Source organism: Microbacterium sp. BLY, assembly GCF_017939615.1.
Taxonomy (GTDB): Bacteria; Actinomycetota; Actinomycetes; order Actinomycetales; family Microbacteriaceae; genus Microbacterium.
This window is the reverse complement of the sequence record NZ_JAGKSR010000001.1, coordinates 2,286,448-2,305,465: the sequence shown is the minus strand read 5'-3', so window position 1 is coordinate 2,305,465 and position 19,018 is coordinate 2,286,448. Positions and strand designations below refer to the sequence as shown.

The following is a 19,018-nucleotide window of genomic DNA, read 5'->3' as shown; positions in this document are numbered from 1 at the left end:
TAGATCCCCGCTCTGCCGACGAGACCCCGCCTTCCACGCGTCGACACGGCGGGGTGTCGGCGGGAAGGCGGGGTCTCGGGGAGGCGGATCAGGCGTCGAGGCGGAGGAGCCAGCCGTGCTTGTCCTCGCGGCGACCGTACTGGATGTCGGTGAGCTCCTCGCGGAGCGACAGCGCCAGCTCGCCCAGCGGCTGCGGCTCATCGAAGCCCTCGCCCACCAGAGCACCGATCGGGGTCACGACTGCGGCCGTGCCACAGGCGAACACCTCGACGATGTCGCCGGAGGCGACGCCCTGGCGCCACTCGTCGATCGAGATCGGCCGCTTCTCGACCGTGTAGCCGCGGTCTTCGGCGAGCTGCAGGAGGGAATCGCGCGTGATGCCCTCGAGGATGCTGTCGGACTCGGGCGTGACGATGCGGCCGTCCTTGAAGACGAAGACGACGTTCATGCCGCCGAGCTCCTCCACGTCGCGCTTCTCGTTGAGGAAGACGACCTGGTCACAGCCCCTCGCGCTGGCCTCGGCCTGCGGGAGGAGGCTGGAGGCGTAGTTGCCGCCCGTCTTCGCCTTGCCGGTGCCGCCGCGGCCCGCACGGGCGTAGTCCTCGGAGAGCCAGATCCGCACGGGCTTCACGCCTCCGGTGAAGTAGGCACCGGCGGGGCTCGCGATCACGTAGTAGGCGACCTTCTGCGCCGCCCGCACCCCGAGGAAGGCCTCCTTGGCGAACATGAACGGCCGCAGGTAGAGGCTCTGGTCGGCGCCGGACGGCACCCAGCGGCCGTCGACGGCGATGAGCTCGCGCAGCGACTGGATGAAGTACTCGGTGGGCAGCTCCGGCAGCGCGAGGCGGCGGGCGCTCGCCTGCAGGCGCGCGGCGTTGCGGTCGGGACGGAACGTGTGGATCGAGCCGTCGGCGTGCCGGTAGGCCTTGATGCCTTCGAAGATCTCCTGCCCGTAGTGCAGCACGGAGGCGGCGGGGTCGAGCGGGATCGGACCATACGGCTGCACCCGGGGGCGGTGCCACCCGCCCTTGACCGACCAGCAGATGTCGACCATGTGGTCGGTGAAGACGACCCCGAACCCGGGGTTCTCCAGCACTTCGGCGACGCGCGCCGGCGAGGCCGCGTTCAGGTTCTTCGTCACGGCGAACTCCAGGGGAGCCACGCTCGTCTCGGCATCGATCGTCGTCATGTCGTTATCCAATCCTCGTGGGGTGGGCGCATCCTCGCGCCCTGTCAGCCTACGCCCGCCGTTCAGAGACGGGCAGTGATCGCGGAGCCGATCTCCGCGGTGGTGCGGGCACCGCTGCGGGCGGCGATGTCCGCCTCGACCGCGGCGCTCACACGCGCCGACTCGGCCGTCAGGCCGAGGTGGTCGAGCAGCAGCGCGATGGAGAGGATCGCGGCGGTCGGGTCGGCCTTCTGCTGACCCGCGATGTCCGGAGCCGAGCCGTGCACGGGCTCGAACATCGACGGGAAGGCGCCATCGGGGTTGATGTTCCCCGAGGCGGCGAGGCCGATGCCGCCCGTGACGGCGCCGGCGAGATCGGTGAGGATGTCACCGAAGAGATTGTCCGTCACGATCACGTCGAAGCGCGAGGGATCGGTGACGAGGAAGATGGTGGCGGCGTCGACGTGCAGGTAGTCCACGGCGACGTCGGGGTGCTCGGCCGCGACTTCGTTCACGATGCGCTGCCAGATCGCACCGGCGTGCACGAGCACGTTGGTCTTGTGCACGAGCGTGAGCTTCTTGCGACGACGCTCCGCGAGCGCGAAGGCGTAGCGGACGACGCGCTCCACACCGAAGGCCGTGTTCACGGACGTCTCGTTCGCGACCTCGTGCGGCGTCCCCTTCCGGATCGCTCCGCCGTTGCCGACGTAGGGCCCCTCCGTCCCTTCCCGGACGACGACGAAGTCGACCTCCCCCGGGTCGGACAGCGGACCGGGCGCTCCGGCGAAGAGCTTCGAGGGGCGCAGATTCACGTAGTGGTCGAGGGTGAACCGCAGCTTCAGCAGCAGGCCCCGCTCGATGTTCGCGTCCTTCAGCCGCGGGTCGCCCGGGGTGCCGCCGACCGCGCCGAGAAGGATCGCGTCGTGTGCGGAGATCGCGGCGAGGTCGTCGTCGGTGAGCGTGTCGCCGGTCGCGAGGTACCGGTCGGCTCCGAGCGAGAAGCGGGTCTTGTCGAACGTCACGGCGCTGTCGGCGGTGACGGCGTCGAGCACCTTCTCCGCCTCGGCGATGACCTCGGGACCGATGCCGTCACCCGGGATGACGGCCAGCTTCACGACACGCGACATGAGACTCCTTGCGCACTGCACGGGGGTGGACCGGCCGCGGCGCGACCGCGGGTCGAACGGGCCGGTCCCCCCAGCGTAGTGGTCAGTGCGTGGGTGCCTTGCGCAGTGTGACGGCCGCGATGACCGCCGCGACGACGACGAGGCCCGCACCGATGAGCGAGGTCACCGTGACGCCCGAGCCGAACGCGTCGGCCGCTGCCTGCCACAGGGCGTCGCCGAGCGCGGCCGGGAGCTCGTGGGCGGCGGTGTAGGCGCCCGCCAGCGTCTCCTGCGCAGCGCGGGCCACCTCGGCCGGGAGTCCCTCGGGCAGCGCCAGTGCGCCGCGGTAGAACGCGGTCATGATGCCGCCGAGGATCGCGGTCCCCAGCACGGCACCGAGCTCGTACGCCGTCTCGGACACCGCACTGGCGGCACCGGCCTTCGCCGCGGGGGCGCTGGAGAGGATGAGCTCGTTCGAGATCGTCTCCGCCGCACCGATGCCGATGCCGAGGACCACGAAGGCGAGGATCAGGGGCACCACCCCGTGCGCGTGCGTGGTGACGGCGACGATGAGGTAACCGGCGACCGAGAACACCAGCGCCGCCGGGATGAGCACGTGCGGCGGGACGCGCCGTGAGATCGGCACCACCGTGAGACCGGCGACGATCATGGCCGCCATGCCGGGCACGAGAGCGAGGCCCGCGACCATCGGCGAGAGTCCCAGCACGAGCTGCAGGTGCTGCGACACGAAGTACAGGAACCCGACGAGGGCCACGACGCTGAGCAGGTTCACGAGGATCGCTCCGGAGAACGAGCCGCGGCGGAACAGGGCCATGTCGAGCATCGGGGTCTCGGCGCGGAGCTGGCGACGCACGAACAGCGTGCCCATCACCAGGCCGAGCAGGGCCCAGCCCGCGGCGTACAGCGACGGACCGTCGACCGCGAAGGACTTGATGGCGTAGACCACCGGGATCATCGCGGCCATGGACAGCAGGATGCTGAGCGGGTCGATGCGGCCCGGGTTCGGGTCGCGGCTCTCCGGCACGAGCAGGGGCGCGGCGATGAGCAGCGGGATGAGCACCGGCACGGCGATGAGGAACACCGAACCCCACGCGAAGTGCTCGAGGAGGAAGCCGCCGACGATGGGGCCGAGCGCGGATCCGGCGGAGAACGCGGACGCCCAGACCGCGATGGCCATGCGGCGCTGGTCGCGGTTCTGGAAGATCGACCGCAGCAGCGACAGCGTCGACGGCATCAGCATGGCGCCGAAGAAGCCGAGCAGGGCCCGCGCGGCGATGAGGAGGCCGGCGGTCGGGGCGAACGCGGCCAGCGCGGAGACCACCGCGAATCCGGTCGCGCCGATGAGGAGCAGGCGGCGGCGCCCAAAGCGGTCGCCGAGCGTGCCCATCGTGACGAGGAGTCCGGCGAGCACGAGCGGATAGACGTCGATGATCCACAGCTGTTCGGCGCCACTCGGTGCGAGCGAGATGGCGATCTCGGGCAGCGCGAAGCTCAGCACCGTGTTGTCGACCGACACCAGCAGCACCGGGAGCATGAGGACGACGAGTGCCGCCCACCCTCGGGCTCCGACGCGGGGAGCTTCCGTCTCTGTCGTCGGGATCGACGCAGTACGGGTCATGGAACACCTCTCCTTTTCCGGGACCGGTCGTTTGTGAACCGTCTGGCTGGTATAGTAACAGATGCCGCCCTCCCGATCCCGCATAGAGGATGACCGATGCCCCGCCCTCCCCTCGCCCGCGAGAAGGTCCTGGACGCCTTCGAGGCGATCCTCATCGACGAGGGCGAGCGCGCCGCGACGCTGGAGGCGACCGCGAAGGCCGCCGGGGTGTCGAAGGGCGGCCTGCTCTACCATTTCCGCTCCAAGGATGACCTCGAAGCCGGCCTCCTGGAGCGGCTCGACCACCTGACCGCCCTCGACCTGGAGCGCATGCGTGCGGCCGACGAGGGTCCGGTCGCGTACTACGTGCGCACCTCCGTCATGGAGGACGACGCGCTCGATCGCGCCTTGATCGCGACGACGCGACTGGCGCAGGGCGGCTCGATCCCGGCGGCCGACATGCTCCGAGACACCCGCCGTCGCTGGGCCGACGAGATCCGCCCGCACGTCCGCGACACCGCGAGCCTCGATCTGGTGATGCTCGTGAGCGACGGCCTCTACTTCAACAACTCGCTCGACGTGCACGGGCCGGAGCGCCTGGTGCCGCGCAGCGACGAGCTCGCCGACCTCATCGCTCTGGTCCTGCGCGCCACCGCCTGACCAGGGGGACGCGAGAGGGGCGGGAGCATCACGCTCCCGCCCCTCTCGATCCGACCGCTGGTCAGACCTCGGTGATCTCGATCTGACGGAAGAGGTCGGCGTCGATGGCATCGCGCACGTCGTCGAGCAGTTCCTCGGAGACGGGCGAGTCGAGCGTGAGCACGCTGAGGGCCTGGTCGCCGGCCGCGCGCCGGGAGATCTGCATCCCGGCGATGTTGATCCCTGCCTCGCCGAACTTCTGGCCGTAGACCGCGACGATGCCGGGGCGGTCGGTGTAGAGCATCACGACGTGGTGCTTCCCGATCGGAAGCTCGAGGGCATGGTCGTTGATGCCGACGAGCTTCTCGGCCTGCTTCGGGCCCGTCAGCGTGCCGGACACGGAGAGCTGCGAACCGTCGGACAGGGCGCCGGTGAGGGTGATGACGTTGCGGTACTCCTCGCTCACGTCGTCCTTGAGCAGACGGACCGCGATGCCGCGCTGCTCCGCCAGCAGGGGCGCGTTCACGTATGACACCGTCTCGCTGACGATGTTCGTGAAGACGCCCTTCAGCGCGGCGAGCTTCAGCACGCTCACGTCGTAGTCGTTGAGCTCGCCGTGCACCTCGACGTCGAGGCTCGTGAGCGGCGACGTGGCCAGCGCCGCGAAGATCTGACCGAGCTTCTCCACGAGCGCGATGCCAGGGCGCACGTACGGGTCGATGACGCCGCCCGCGACGTTGACCGCATCCGGGACGAGGTCGCCGCCGAGGGCGAGCCGCACCGAGCGCGCGACCGAGACGCCGGCCTTCTCCTGCGCCTCTTCCGTGCTCGCACCGAGGTGCGGGGTGACGACGACGTTCGGGAGATCGAGCAGGGCGCGGGCGCTGCCGCCCTCGGCCGGGGGCTCGGAGGTGAAGACGTCCAGCCCGGCCCCGGCGATCTCGCCGGCGACGAGCGCCTCGTGCAGCGCCTCCTCGTCGATGAGGCCGCCGCGGGCGACGTTGACGACGAAGGCGGTCGGCTTCATCGCGGCGAACTGCTCGGCGCCGATCATGCCGGTCGTCTCGGGGGTCTTGGGCATATGGATCGTGAGGAAGTCGGCCTCGGCGACGAGCTCGTCGAGCGAGAGGAGCTGCACGCCGAGCTGCTGGGCGCGCGCCGACGTGACGTACGGGTCGTACGCGACGACGCGCATGTCGAAGGCGGCCAGGCGGGCGGCGACCAGCGCGCCGATCCGGCCGAGGCCGACGATGCCGACGGTCTTCTCGAAGAGCTCGGCACCGGTGAAGGAACTGCGCTTCCACTGACCGGCGGCCAGCGAGGCGTGCGCGGCCGGGATGCGGCGGGCGAGGCTGAGGATGTGGCCGACCGTCAGCTCGGCGGCGGAGACGATGTTCGACGTCGGCGCGTTGACGACCATGACGCCGGCAGCCGTCGCCGCCTTGATGTCGACGTTGTCGAGACCGACACCGGCCCGCGCGACCACCTTGAGCTTCGGCGCGTGCGACAGCGCCTCCTCGTCGATGCGCGTCGCCGAGCGGATGAGCACCGCGTCCGACTCGGCGAGAGCGGCGAAGAGCGCCTCGCGATCGGTGCCGTCGACGTGGCGGACGTCGAAGTCGGGGCCGAGCGCCTCGATCGTGGCGGGAGAGAGTACTTCGGCGATGAGCACGACAGGCTTCGGCACAGTGGATCCTTCGGGGCAGCGCGACAGGCGGGAGGGGCCGATGCGCCGCACACCGTCGGGGGCGCGATCGCGACAACTCTACCGGAGCGTCGGGACCGCTCCGTGCCGTGTGACGGGCACGGCGCTGGCTCAGGCGCTGGGAAGCGTGAGACTCAGCGCCAGCAGACTCATCCAGAACACCGCGACGATGCCGAGACCGACGAGGAATGACAGCGCGAGCTCCCCCACACGTCGGCGTCGACCGATGGCGAAGGCGAAACCGAAGACGATCACCGGGAAGACCACGCCGAACAGAAGGGTCGCCCACCCCGTTCCGGTGAGACCGGTCTGCGCCATCGTGATGAGGTGGGCCACGGCGTTCCACACCGCGTAGGCGTAGAAGAGCCCGGCCAGGGCGATCACCGTCCAGACGAGCCAGCGCGGCGAGCGCGGGGCCACGGTGACGGGTGCCGACGATGCGGTCATGAGCCGATCACCCCTACAGTCACGAACGGCCACGGCACGAGCAGCACGACCCCGGCCAGGAGGAATGCCGCGCGTACCCAGGACGCCCGTCCGCGCGTCAGCACCCACGTCGCGAGGAACCACAGTGCGGGGGCGGCGATGGCCAGCACGAACCACGGCAGGAACATGAAATCTGCGACGAGGAACGAGGCGAGCGGCTGCAGCCGGAGACCGCCCGCGATCCAGCCGACGGTGTAGAGCAGGTAGATGCCCCCGACCACGCCGACGAGCACCAGCATCGCGTTGCTGAGGCCGGCGGGGGCCGCCGACGTCTCCTCCTCCGCGGTCGCAGCGGGAGTCGCCGCCGGGCCGGCCGGATGCGCGGACGCGGTCGGGCGCGGCTCGGGCGCCGGCGCCGGGACGGGGCGGGACGCGGTGTCGCGGGCGCGCCGCTCCGCGCTCTCGTCACCCTCCCAGCTCAGGGCGTCGTCCGAATCCGAAGTCATCCCTCCAGCGTAGGACACCGAGGACATTAGGATCGGGGTTGCCTGGGCACCGCCGCCGAGGCCTCCGCGGGAAAGGACCATGATGGCTGACCACCAGGACACTCCGTCCTCTCCCCCGCGCCGCCCCACGACCGGTGAACCGCCCGCGGGCTGGACGCCGAGCCCTGCGGCCAAGACCTCCGCGACACGCTTCCGCATCATCGCCGCCGTCCTCTGGGCGCTGGCGATCGCGGGCGAGGCCACCGGCATCTTCTGGCTCCTGCGCCAGCGCGAGTTCGTCGACGAGGGCGGCGCGCTGCTCCGCGATCCGGACACCGGCCTCCTGGAAGAGCAGGGAGCGACCGCGCAGTTCCCGCAGTGGGCCTTCGTCGCCCTGCTCGTCCTGTTGGTCGTGATCGCCGCGCTGTCGATCATCGGCTCGATCCTGTGGAAGAAGGCCAACACCCTCGACCCGGCGCGGCGCGTGGACAAGACGAAGTTCTTCGTCCAGAACCAGCTCGGCGCGATCATCGCGGTCGTCGCGTTCCTCCCCCTCGTCATCCTCATCTTCCTCAACAAGGACATGGACAAAGGACAGAAGGCGACCGCCGGAGTGGTCGGCATCGTCCTGGCCGTGCTCGCGGCCGTCATCGGCACCAGCTTCGCGCCGCCCTCGGTCGAGCAGTACACGGCGGACCAGTCCGCCGTGATCCAGCTCCTCGGTGCGGACGAGGTGGTCTGGGTCGACGGCGGCAAGGTCTACCACGTGTGCGATGAGGTGCCCGCGATCCAGACCGGCAGCGAAATCCGCACCGGCACCACCTCGGAGGCCATCGAGGCCGGCAAGATCCGGCTCACCCTGCAATTCGCGTCCGAGCTGCGCACGTGCGGTCTTGCGGTCCCCGAGAACGCGGACGAGATCACGGAGGCGCTGCGGGCGATCCAGGCCGGAGCCGTCGACACGCCTCTGCCGGCTCCCGTCTGGGCCGACCCGACGGATGCCCCGATCCAGATCCCGGACGCATCGACCGACGAAGGCTGACGTCAGGAGGCGCTCAGGGCCTCGACGAGACGATCCTCCGCCGAGGCGAGGTGGGCACGCAGCACCGCGGCCGCACGCTCCGCATCCCCGGCGGCGACCGCCTCGAGCATCTCGGCGTGCTGCGCGGCGATGAGTTCCGCGTCGAGGAGACGACGCCCCTGCACCTGCGCCATGCACAGCCGCACCTCATCCAGGACGCTCCGGTACATGCGGCTGGTGCGTTCGCTGCCCAGCGCGTCGATCAGGGCCGTGTGAAAGCGGAGGTCGGGATCGACCGTCGCGGGATCGGGGCCCGGAGCCATCTCCTGCAGCTCGGCGTTCGCCTCCACGGCGGCCGCCGGCACGGCGGTGCTCTCCGCCAGTTCGCGCAGTGCCGCGCTCTCCAGCCGGATCCGCGTGCGATAGACGTCGCGGACCGTCTCCGCCTCGATGCCGACCACGCGCGCGGTGCGATGGGCCGTCCGCACGAGCAGCCCGCTGGCCACCAGCTGCTCGATGGCCGCTTTGGCACTCGGCCGGGCGACGCCGTAGGCCTGGGAGACGGCCGCCTCGGTGAGCGGCTCCCCCGAGCGGATCTCGCCGGACAGAATCCGCGCGCGAAGCTGTCCGGTCACGGCGTCGACCACGCCGACGACGCCCAGGGGGCGCTCCGCGATCGAGGTCATGCGGAACAGTCTAGTGAGCGGCCCGTCGTTCAGTACACTTGTCTGACAATCGTTGAGCGGAGCAGAGGAGCACCGTGCCCACCACCCTCGACCACCCCCTCGACCCGGCCCTGCTCGGTGCCGGGACGCAGGTCCACGCCCGGTCCATCGACCGGTTCGCCCGCGCGCACGATGCGTCGCACTACCTCCTCGTCCCGGACGCGGTGCTCTCCCCCGCGGACGCCGAGGGCGTCGCCCGGGCCTTCACCGCCGTCCGCGCGGCGGGGCGCACCCTCACCTTCCGCTCCGGCGGCACCAGCCTCTCCGGCCAAGGCATCAGCGGCGACATCCTCGTCGACACGCGCAGCCACTTCCGTGACATCCACATCGAGGACGACGGCGCCGCTGTCCGCGTCGGCCCCGGTGCCACCGTCCGCCAGGTGAACACGCGACTGGCCCGATATCGCCGCAAGCTGGGGCCGGATCCGGCGAGCGAGATCGCCTGCACGATCGGCGGCGTCGTCGCGAACAACTCCAGCGGCATGGCCTGCGGCATCACCGAGAACTCCTATCAGACGATCACGTCGATGGTCGTCGTCCTGCCCAGCGGCACGATCCTGGACACCGGGCGCGCGGATGCCGCAGAGGTGCTCCGCACCGCGGAGCCTGCGCTGTTCGCTGGGCTCTCCTCCCTGCGGGAGCGCCTGCTCACCTCTCCCGAGAAGGTCACGTTCCTGCGACAGCAGTTCTCGATGAAGAACACGATGGGCTACGGCCTGAACGCCCTGCTCGACTTCGACGACCCGGTGCGCATCCTCGAGCACCTCCTCATCGGCTCGGAAGGGACCCTCGGCTTCGTCGCCGAGGCCCGTTTCCGCACCATCGAGGTGCGCCCCGCGATCGCCACGGGCCTGCTCGTCTTCGAGACCCTGTCCGCGGCGATGACCGCGCTTCCCGCTCTCACGGAGCTCGGACTCGCGACGATCGAGCTCCTCGACGCCGCCTCGCTGCGTGTGGCCCAGGGCCTGAGCGACGTGCCCGCCGCGATCTCCGAGATCGACGTCCAGGGCCACGCCGCACTCCTCGTCGAAGTGCACGCCGCCGACGACGAGGGCCTCGCCCGCGAGAGTGCGGCAGCGCAGGCGCACTTCGACGCCCTCCCCCTCGCCGTCGCGCCGCGACTGACCACGGATGCGGGAGAACGCGCCGCGCTGTGGCACGTCCGCAAGGGCCTCTACACCGCGGTCGCCGGCGCCCGACCGTCCGGCACGACCGCCCTCCTCGAAGACATCGTCGTCCCCGTCCCCCGGCTGCTGGCCACCTGCGAACGCCTGATCGAGCTGTTCGCGGAGCACGGCTACGAGGGGTCCGTCATCTTCGGGCATGCGAAGGACGGCAACGTCCACTTCCTGCTGAACGAGCGCTTCGACGACCCCGAGAGCGTGGCGCGGTACCGCCGCTTCACCGACGATCTCGTCGACCTCGTGCTCGCGCAGGAGGGCTCCCTCAAGGCCGAGCACGGCACCGGCCGCATCATGGCCCCGTTCGTGCGGCGGCAGTACGGCGACGAGCTCACCGACATGATGTGGGAGATCAAGCGGCTGTTCGATCCGGACGGCATCCTCAACCCCGGCGTCGTATTGTCGGACGACCCGGACTCCTACCTCCAGGACCTCAAGCGCGTGCCCACGGTCGAGCGCGAGGTGGACCGCTGCGTCGAGTGCGGCTACTGCGAGCCCACGTGCCCGAGCAAGAGCATCACGCTCACCCCGCGGCAGCGCATCGTGCTGCGCCGCGACATGGCCTGGGCCGAGGAGCAGGGCGACACCGCGCTGCTGCGCGACCTGCGCGCGGACTACGACTACGACGGCGTGCAGACCTGCGCGGTCGACGGCATGTGCGGCGTGGCGTGTCCGGTGGACATCAACACCGGCGACCTCGTCCGCCGCCTCCGCGCCGAGCAGGAGAACGCCGTGGAAGGCGCGGCCTGGGGAACGGCGGCGAAGCACTGGAGCACCGTCACGCGCGCCGGCGGCGTGGCGTTGACGGTCGCCGATGCTCTTCCCGTCCCGCTCGTGCGCGGCGCGACGCGGGTCGGACGCGCGGTGCTCGGCGCCGACACCGTGCCGCTCTACGACGGCGGCCTGCCCCGCGGAGGCTCCGCGCCACCCCGCCCCGTCTCCCCGCCGGATGCCCAGGCCGTCTTCTTCGGCGCCTGCATCGGCACGATGTTCGGCCCGGAGGACGAAGGTCCCGGCTCCCGCGACGCTCTGCGCGCTCTGCTCGACCGCGCCGGGATCCCCGTCGTCGTGCCGGAGGAGAACGGTGGGCTCTGCTGCGGCACGCCGTGGAAGTCCAAGGGACACCTCGACGGCTATCGCCTCATGTCCGACCGGGTGCTGGCCTCGCTCTGGGACGCCAGTCGCCACGGGGAGCTCCCGGTCGTCTGCGATGCCGCCTCCTGCACCGAGGGCCTCGACGTGATGCTCACCCAGGCCGTCGCCGCGCACCCGGAATACGCGGGACTGCGGATCGAGGACGCGACGACGTTCGTCGCGCGGGAGGTGCTGCCGCGCCTCTCCGTCGATGCGAAGCTCCCCTCGATCGCCGTGCACCCGACCTGCTCGACGACCGCGCTCGGCGCGACGGGGGCGCTGACGGCGATCGCCGCCGCCGTCGCCGACGAGGTCTTCGTGCCCGACGGCTGGGGATGCTGCGCGTTCGCCGGCGACCGGGGCATGCTGCACCCCGAGCTCACAGCGAGCGCCACCGCGCAGGAATCGGCCGAAGTCTCCGCGGCCGATACGGCCCGCGGTGGCTTCGACGCCTTCGTGTCGGCCAACCGCACGTGCGAGATCGGGATGACCCGGGCCACCGGCCGCCCCTACCGTCACGTGATCGAAGTGCTCGAGGAGCGCACGCGCCCCTGACTCAGGGACGAAGGGCCCCGTCGGATCACCGACGGGGCCCTTCTGCAGAGCCTGCGTCAGGCGCCGTGCGCGGTCAGCACAGCGACAGGAGCCTCGCGGAGACCGGCGGGGATGACGACGCGGGCGGGCCCGCCATCGGCCGACACGGCGGCCGGGGTGCCGTCCACCCACGACAGCGCGGCGTCGGCCAGCTCGATCGGGAGTTCGAGCTCCCCGGTCGCCGGGTCGAGCGCGTGCACGTGCACCGCGTCCGTCGAGGTCGTGTAGCGGCGAGGGGCTCCGGTCCGCTCCCCCATCCGCGTCCAGGGCCGGGTGCCGTAGATCGCCGCGCCGTTCACGGCCAGCCAGCCGCCGAGCTCCTGCATCGCCTTCCGCTGCAGCGCCGGAATGGACCCGTCCGCCGCGGGACCCACGTTGATGAGCAGGTTGCCGTTCTTCGCGACGACGTCGACGAGGAGCCGGATCAGGGCCGCCCCGGAGAGCGAGTGCCGCTCGTCCTCCGCCTGGTTGAACCCGAACGAGTAGCCGAGCCCGCGGGTCGACTCCCAGGGCTCCGGGATGATGTCCGGGATGTCCGTGTATTCGCGGGTGAGGAAGCCGTGGTACGGCACGCCCCACCGGTCGTTGACGACGCCGTCCGGGACGGCGTCGAAGTAACGCCGCAGCAGTGCGGCCACGGCGTAGTCCTCCGTGCCCTTGCCGCCGTCCGGCCACTCGATGTCGTTCCAGAGCACGTCGGGCGCGAACCGCTCCACGAGCTCCTCGAGCTGCGCGGCGGCGTACCGGGAGAAGTGGGCGTCGTTGCGACGGAACCGGAACAGGTCGGTGTCCGACTCGATCGGCGGGAAGTCGCTCACGTGCCAGTCGAGCGCTCCGGAGTAGTACACGCCGAACCTGGCTCCGGCCCGCCGCGTGGCGTCGTGGAACTCGGAGATGAGGTCGCGACGAGGGCCGCGCGCGACGGCGTTGAATCCCGTCGTGGCGGTGTCCCACAGACAGAAGCCCTCGTGGTGCTTGGTCGTCGGCACGACGTAGCGTGCTCCGGCCGCGACGAGCTCGCCCACGAAGGCATCGGCGTCGAACGCGGCGGCGTCCCACTGGTCGGCGAGGTCTTCGTAGGAGGTGCCGGGGCCGTAGAGGCGCTGGTGGCGCTCCCACGTCGGGCTCCCCGGGATGCGGACCGTGTTCGCGTACCACTCCGCATACTGGTGCCACGCGTAGGCGTCCTCCGTCGGGATGTTCACGCCCTCGCCGTGCTGCACGGCCCACGCCGGCACGGAGTAGAGGCCCCAGTGCACGAAGAAGCCGAGCTTGGCGTCGCGGTACCAGTCCGGCACGGCGTTCGATGGGTAGACCGGGGCCGCCGCACCGAAGTCGGGACCGGTGCGCTTCTCGAAGTTCATCATGATGCCCTCTCCTCCTCAGCGGCGCCGCGGCGCACGACCACCGCGGTCAGGTCGGGGTCGCCGGTCGTGTCGAACGGATAGACGCCGGGGCGCAGGCGGTGATGCCCGAGCCGGAGCAGGTCCTGGTCCACCCCGCCCGGGGTGAGGGCCAGCGTCCACCCCTCCGCCAGCTCGTACAGCTCCGGCTCCAGATAGCCGATCTTCACGACCACGACGTCGGCCGTCGTCGGCTCGAGTCCCAGCATCCGGAAGTCCGAGAGATGGTGGAACGGCTTGCGGCGCTCCGTCACGATGACGTGCAGCCCACCGACCGCGATCACCACCTGGGTGCCGGCGTCGGGGTCGCCGTCGGTGATCGAGAAGACCGTTCCGGTGATCTCGACCGGTCCGTGCGGCCCGGAATCGACCGCGGCTCCGGCGGACACCGTGACCGTCGCGCCGATGCCCGCTGCCACGGCTTCGGCGACGGCCCGCGGATCGAAGATCGAGGCGACCAGCGTCGTGTGCGTCCCGTCGACGAGTTCCGGCCGCTGCAGCAGGTGGGCGAGGGTCCAGGTCACGTCTCCCGCTCCCCCGGCCGTCGGGTTGTCCCCGGAGTCCGAGATCAGGTACGGACGCGGGGCGCCCGGTGCCAGCGCCTCCTCCAGCGCCTCGTCGAGGCTTCCGGTCTTCGCGACGAAGACAAAGTCCTCCCGCGCCTCCCAGAACATCCGGGCCACGCGTTCCGCTTCCCGGGCGATGACCTCCCGGTCGTCGCCGGTGACGACGACGTAGGCCTGACAGCGCGGCTCATCCGCCCACGCGTAGCCGATCCACACCGACGCGTCCACCACCCCCGGCAGGGCCTCGATCCCGGGAAGCTCGGCATAGATGCCGCGCGCGGGCTCCAGCCGCGTGCTCGTCTTCTCCCCCGGCAGCAGCACGGGCACGGGCACCCAGGCCGTGAACGGACGCCGCAGCTGCACGTCGCCGCCGTGCGGGCCGCGGAGACGGTCGAGCAGGTTCCACACCGCCCGCTCCTTCGTGTTCAGCCAATCCTCATGCGGCGCCATCCGATAGCAGGTGAGCAGGTCCACCGCGTCGCGCAGGGTCTCCGAGACGTTCCCGTGCAGATCCATCGACGTGGAGACGAGGGTGTCCGGTCCCAGGGCCGCGCGTACCGCGAGAGCCAGATCCCCCTCGGCATCGTCCATCCCGACGACGCTCATCGCTCCGTGGATGTCGAAGAAGAAGCCGTCGAACGGCCCCTCGGCGCGGATCCCCTCGACGATCTCATCCTTCATCCGCCGATAGGTGTCCGGGTCCACCGCGCCGCCGGGCAGGGAACGCCCGTGCGTGAGCGGTACCCACTCCGCGGCCTCGGCGAGCTCGCGTCCGGCGTCGAGGAACGGGTAGTACGCCCGCAGTGCATCGCCGGTGCGGATCGTGAAGGCCTCGTCCCCCGAGATGTGCGGCGAGAACGTGCTCGACTCGATGGAGATGCCCCCGATGCCGATGCGCGGTCGCGCGAGCCCGCCCTCGGCGAGCGGCGGCAGCGGACCCATCCAGATCTCGTGGGCTTCCGGGCGTGCGGTCACGGTGCTGTTCTCCTCTGCGGTCGCAGTCGTTGTCAGGAAACGGGGGCGAGGGCGCGCCGGGCGCTCTCGATGGCGCCGAGCGCGACGGCGTCGGCGCCGAGGACGGCGGGGACGACGCGCAGCGCGATGCCGGACACCGGGGCGTCGGTGCGCAGGGTCTGCTCGATCGACGGCGACAGGAGGTCCCAGGCTGCCGTGACCCCGCCGCCGACGATGGCGGTCGGCAGGTCGAGGAGCGTCGCGGCGCTCGCACACGCCAAAGCGAGGGCACGACCGGCGGCGTCGAACACGGCCCGGGCGTCGGCGTCGCCGGCTCGGGCGGCCTCCGCGACCTCCCTGGCATCGTTCACCGGACGCCCGGTGCGCTCCTCGAAGCGCCGGGCGATCGACGTCCCGGAGGCCAGGGTCTCCAGGTGGCCGGTCTGTCCGCAGGTGCAGACGAGGTCGCTGTAACCGGGCGTGTGCCCGATCTCCCCCGCGGCCCCGTGCGGGCCGTGGTGCAGCTCTCCGCCGATGACCAGCGCGCCGCCGACACCCGTGCCGAGCATCACACCGAGCACATCGGGCACGCTCGGACCCGCCGCGGCGGCTTCACCGAGGAGGAAGGCGTTCACGTCGTTCTCCACCCGCACCGGGACACCGAGGCGCTCTGCCAGCTCCGGGCCGAGCGGGAACCCCGCCCAGTCCGCGAACAGGGCGGACGCGGCGCGGATGGTGCCGCTCTCGTGGTCGATGACGCCTGCGGCGCCCACCCCGACCGCGGCGACCGCGACACCGGCCTCGGCCGCCAGCCGCGCGACCAGGCCGGCCGCCGCATCCGCCATCGCCGAGCCGCCGACGCGCGCGGGCGCCGGCACGCTTCCGCGTGCGAGCACGTCTCCGGAGGCGTCCACGACGAGGGCCGCGATCTTCGTGCCCCCGATGTCCACCCCCGCCAGTGCGAGATCGGGCCCGGGTGCCGTGGTCGTTCGTCGAGGGTCGTCCGTCTGCTGCCCGACCGCGCTCATCGTCCGCCCAGTCCCGCCATTGCGATGCCCTTGACCAGATGCTTCTGCAGCACGATCACGAGCAGCGTGGTGGGGATCATCGAGATGATGGCCGCGGCCATCTGCAGGTCCCAGCGGGTGCCGGTGAGGCCCGCGAAGCTCGCCAGACCGACCGGCAGCGTGCCGTGCGCGTTGTAGTCGACGGTGACGATGAGGGGCCAGAGGTAGCTGTTCCAGAACGAGAGGAACGTGAACACGGCGAGCACCGCGACCGCGGACTTCGACAGCGGCAGGATGATCTGCAGGAACGACCGGACGGGACCGGCGCCGTCGACACGGGCCGCCTCCTCCAGCTCGTAGGGGATGCCGCGGAAGAACTGCCGCATGAGGAACGTGCCGAACGCGCCGAACGCGAAGGGCAGGATCAGCGCCTGATAGGTGTCGACCCAGTTGAACCACTGCATGACCTGGAACATGGGGATGACGAGGACCTCGGCGGGCACCATGAGGGTGGCGAGGAAGAGGACGAAGACCGCGTCCCGCCCCTTCCAGCGCAGGCGCCCGAAGGCGTACCCGGCGGTCGTGGAGACGACGAGCACCACGAGCGTGCCGCCGATCGAGACGATGAACGAGTTCATGATGTAGGTCAGGAACGGTCCGTAGGCGAAGACGTCGACGAAGTTGCTCCACCGGATCTCGGAACCGACGAGCGTCGGGGGCATCGAGAACATCTCCGAGTTCGGCTTGAGGGCCGAGAAGAACGCGTAGACGAGCGGCGCGATGAAGATGAGCGCCGCGACGTAGATGCTCACGTGCGCGAGGATCAGCCGGGCACGCGCGCCGGGCGTGGTCGCCGCACCGCGGGCCCGCTCCCGCTCGCGCTGACGCGGCGGGACGGTGCCGGTGGGCCGGACGAGGGTTTCAGTGCTCATAGTGCACCCACTTCTTCTGTGCGGCGAACTGGAGGCCCGTGATCGCGATGATGATCGCGAAGAGGATCCAGGCGGCGGCGGCGGCGAGTCCGAGGTCGCCGAAGGTGAAGCCCTGCTCCCAGATGTACATCACGAGCGGCTTGGTGGCGTTGCCGGGGCCGCCGCCGGTGAGCATCTGCGGCTGGACGAAGACCTGGAGCGAGGTGATCATCGTCATGATCGTCGCGAAGAAGATCGACGGCGAGATCATCGGGATGATGATGCTCCACACCCGCCGGAAGCCCTGCGCGCCGTCGATGCTCGCGGCCTCCAGCACGCTCTCCGGGAGCTGCTCCAGGGCCGCGGAGAAGATCAGCATGTTGTAGCCGAGACCCTGCCAGACGCTCATGACGACGACCATGATCATCGCCCAGTTCGGGTCGGCGAGGAAGTTGGGCAGCTCGATGCCGAACCAGGTGACCGAGAGGCCGTTGAAGAGACCCTGGGGCTGCAGCATCATCTTCCACACCAGCACGTTCGCGACCATCGGGGTCACGACGGGGATGAAGAAGAGGACGCGCAGGGCGCCGCGACCGCGGATGCGCGGGCCGAGTCCGAGGGCGAGCACGAGCGAGAGAGCGACGCTCAACGGCACGTACAGCAGCGTATACACGGCCGAGTTGCGCAGCGCGGGCCAGAAGTCCGGGCTGCTGGTGAACAGCTTCACGTAGTTGTCCACGCCGTTGAAGGTGCGTTCGCCGAAGGTCGGCCAGTCGAACACGCTCATCACGATCGAGAGCCCCACGGGCACGATCGTGAACAGGGCGAGGCCCACCAGGGCCGGGCTTGCGAAACCCAGCGCCTGGCGGCCCTCAACCTTGGCGAGCGATCCTCGACGTCTCGTCGTGATCGTCATCTCGTCGTCTTTCTCTGTTACTGCTGCGCGAACCGGATCCGGCTCACTCGCCGAACTGCGCCTGGGCGTTCGACAGCAGCTCCTCCATCGTCATCTGGCCGTTGTAGACGCTGACGAGGTTGGGCTGGATGTAGCTGTCGAGCTTCTGCCAGTTCTTGGTCATGTACAGCGGCACCGTGTCGCCGAACGCGGCCTCGAACACCGACTGGACCTGGTCGCGGTACTGCTCGTCGATCGACTCGAAGTACAGCGGCTGCGAAGAGGTTCGGGCCGGGTAGGAGCGGCCGGACGAGGCGATGTAGTCCTGCGCGTCCTCACCGACGAGCGCGCCGAGCACCTTGAGCGCCGCCTCCGGGTTCTCGCAATTCTCGGCGATGCCGTAGCCGGAGCCGAGGATCGGGCCCGGGTTGCCGTCGACACCCGCCGGCAGCGGCACCATGCCGGCCGCGAAGCCGGACTCGTTGTTCAGGTAGCTGACCGCGTTCCACGTGCCGTCCACGGCCATCGCCGCGTTCCCGCCCGTGTACTGGTTCTCGCCCCAGCCGGTGTCGGACGCGGAGGCCACGGGCGCCGCGACCTTCTTGTCGGTCACCAGGCCGGCGTACCACGAGGCCGCCTCGACGAAGTCCTCGTCATCGATGTGGAGCGTGCCGTCCTCGGCGGCGGGCTGCGTGGCCGAGTATGCGATGGGCATCGACATCCACTGGTAGCCGCCCATGCCCATGCCGAAGCCGTACTTGCCGTCCTTCGTGGCGTCGGCCGCGATCGTGGCGAAGTCGTCGAACGTCCAGCCGATCTCCGGCGTGGCGGCGCCGGCCGCGGTCAGCAGGTCCTGGTTGTAGTAGACGAGCATGGTGGCGACGTCGAAGGGCACGCCGTACACCTTGCCTTCGAAGCTGAGGATGCCGTCGGCGCTGGGGTTGAACTCCGACCAGTCGATGCCGGCGGTCTCGAGGTCCTCGTCGCTGAGAGCCCGGAAGCCGGCGGTGTAGCCGCCGAGCTGCGCGCCGCTCATGCCGGTGATGCATGCCATGTTGCCGCTGGCCATGTTCGTCGTGAGCTTCGTGAAGAAGTCGCTCCACGGCGAGGTCTGCAGCTTGATCTTGATGTCCGGGTTCTGCTTCTGCGCGAACTCGATCTGCGCCTCCAGCGCGTCGACGTCCGACTCACTGCCGGCCCACATGTCGACGACGATGGTGTCGCCGTCGGCCGAGCCTCCGGATCCGCCGTTGCTGGCGCAGCCGGTCATCACCACGGCCACGCCCGCGACAGCGGCGACAGCCCCCACACGCAACTTCTTCATTGAATGCCTCCTGAGAAGGGAACGGTTATTTCGACGCTCGAATTAACCAATTAGGATTTCGTATGAAGTTACGCTGTCATAGTTCGCAGGGCGCCGCAAGCCGAACATCCGATGTTTATAGGGTGGTGATAATTCGTCACCTCCCCGAAACACGCC

At 70.3% G+C, this 19,018-nt stretch carries 16 protein-coding genes; 3 read left to right on the top strand and 13 right to left on the bottom strand.

Going from position 1 to position 19,018, the window contains the following annotated elements; all coding sequences use genetic code 11:
• Positions 1-88: 88 nt before the first annotated feature.
• The 3 genes from KAF39_RS11275 to KAF39_RS11265 all read right to left on the bottom strand — a co-directional run bounded on the left by KAF39_RS11275 (position 89) and on the right by KAF39_RS11265 (position 3,913).
• Positions 89-1,189: a branched-chain amino acid aminotransferase gene (locus tag KAF39_RS11275; protein WP_210677334.1), complete on the bottom strand. Its 1,101-nt coding sequence runs from the start codon at positions 1,187-1,189 to the stop codon at positions 89-91.
• A 62-nt stretch (positions 1,190-1,251) separates the two neighbouring features.
• Entirely contained in the window at positions 1,252-2,295 is a 1,044-nt protein-coding gene (locus KAF39_RS11270; RefSeq protein ID WP_210677333.1) for a 3-isopropylmalate dehydrogenase, read from the bottom strand.
• 82 nt (positions 2,296-2,377) lie between these two features.
• Entirely contained in the window at positions 2,378-3,913 is a 1,536-nt protein-coding gene (locus KAF39_RS11265; RefSeq protein ID WP_210677332.1) for an MFS transporter, read from the bottom strand.
• 96 nt (positions 3,914-4,009) lie between these two features.
• On the opposite strand from KAF39_RS11265, the gene KAF39_RS11260 reads away from it, so the two are divergent.
• A complete protein-coding gene (locus KAF39_RS11260) occupies positions 4,010-4,552 on the top strand; it encodes a TetR/AcrR family transcriptional regulator (protein ID WP_210677331.1) in 543 nt (180 codons plus the stop codon).
• A gap of 61 nt (positions 4,553-4,613) precedes the next feature.
• Here KAF39_RS11260 and serA read toward each other — a convergent pair whose 3' ends face one another.
• The 3 genes from serA to KAF39_RS11245 form a co-directional block, all read right to left on the bottom strand.
• A complete protein-coding gene (serA, locus tag KAF39_RS11255; RefSeq protein ID WP_210677330.1) occupies positions 4,614-6,218 on the bottom strand; it encodes a phosphoglycerate dehydrogenase in 1,605 nt (534 codons plus the stop codon).
• Between the two features lie 129 nt (positions 6,219-6,347).
• Positions 6,348-6,683 (bottom strand): hypothetical protein, encoded by a 336-nt coding sequence (locus tag KAF39_RS11250; protein ID WP_210677329.1) that lies wholly within the window; start codon positions 6,681-6,683, stop codon positions 6,348-6,350.
• Positions 6,680-7,168, bottom strand: coding sequence for a hypothetical protein (locus KAF39_RS11245; RefSeq protein ID WP_246878292.1), 489 nt, complete (start codon positions 7,166-7,168; stop codon positions 6,680-6,682). The genes KAF39_RS11250 and KAF39_RS11245 overlap by 4 nt, the downstream gene beginning before the upstream one ends.
• Before the next feature lie 82 nt (positions 7,169-7,250).
• Between KAF39_RS11245 and KAF39_RS11240 the strand changes: the two genes are divergently transcribed.
• Entirely contained in the window at positions 7,251-8,189 is a 939-nt protein-coding gene (locus tag KAF39_RS11240; protein WP_210677327.1) for a hypothetical protein, read from the top strand.
• A 2-nt stretch (positions 8,190-8,191) separates the two neighbouring features.
• Here the strand turns inward: KAF39_RS11240 and KAF39_RS11235 are convergent, their stop codons facing one another.
• Entirely contained in the window at positions 8,192-8,854 is a 663-nt protein-coding gene (locus tag KAF39_RS11235) for a GntR family transcriptional regulator (RefSeq protein ID WP_210677326.1), read from the bottom strand.
• A 74-nt stretch (positions 8,855-8,928) separates the two neighbouring features.
• On the opposite strand from KAF39_RS11235, the gene KAF39_RS11230 reads away from it, so the two are divergent.
• The gene (locus KAF39_RS11230) at positions 8,929-11,763 is read left to right on the top strand and encodes an FAD-binding and (Fe-S)-binding domain-containing protein (protein WP_210677325.1); all 2,835 of its coding nucleotides are present in this window, start codon (positions 8,929-8,931) and stop codon (positions 11,761-11,763) included.
• A gap of 56 nt (positions 11,764-11,819) precedes the next feature.
• On the opposite strand, the gene KAF39_RS11225 is transcribed toward KAF39_RS11230, so the two are convergent.
• The 6 genes from KAF39_RS11225 to KAF39_RS11200 all read right to left on the bottom strand — a co-directional run bounded on the left by KAF39_RS11225 (position 11,820) and on the right by KAF39_RS11200 (position 18,862).
• Positions 11,820-13,169, bottom strand: a complete 1,350-nt coding sequence (locus KAF39_RS11225) for an alpha-L-fucosidase (protein ID WP_210677324.1) — start codon at positions 13,167-13,169, stop codon at positions 11,820-11,822.
• Complete coding sequence (locus tag KAF39_RS11220) at positions 13,166-14,713, bottom strand: M81 family metallopeptidase (RefSeq protein WP_246878652.1); 1,548 nt, start codon at positions 14,711-14,713, stop codon at positions 13,166-13,168. Before KAF39_RS11220 ends, KAF39_RS11225 begins: the two co-directional genes overlap by 4 nt.
• 65 nt (positions 14,714-14,778) lie before the next feature.
• Entirely contained in the window at positions 14,779-15,753 is a 975-nt protein-coding gene (locus KAF39_RS11215; protein WP_210677322.1) for an ROK family protein, read from the bottom strand.
• Positions 15,750-16,664, bottom strand: coding sequence for a carbohydrate ABC transporter permease (locus KAF39_RS11210; RefSeq protein ID WP_210677321.1), 915 nt, complete (start codon positions 16,662-16,664; stop codon positions 15,750-15,752). Before KAF39_RS11210 ends, KAF39_RS11215 begins: the two co-directional genes overlap by 4 nt.
• The gene (locus KAF39_RS11205) at positions 16,654-17,559 is read right to left on the bottom strand and encodes a carbohydrate ABC transporter permease (protein ID WP_210677320.1); all 906 of its coding nucleotides are present in this window, start codon (positions 17,557-17,559) and stop codon (positions 16,654-16,656) included. Before KAF39_RS11205 ends, KAF39_RS11210 begins: the two co-directional genes overlap by 11 nt.
• A 43-nt stretch (positions 17,560-17,602) precedes the next feature.
• Positions 17,603-18,862, bottom strand: coding sequence for an ABC transporter substrate-binding protein (locus tag KAF39_RS11200; RefSeq protein ID WP_210677319.1), 1,260 nt, complete (start codon positions 18,860-18,862; stop codon positions 17,603-17,605).
• Positions 18,863-19,018 lie beyond the last annotated feature (156 nt).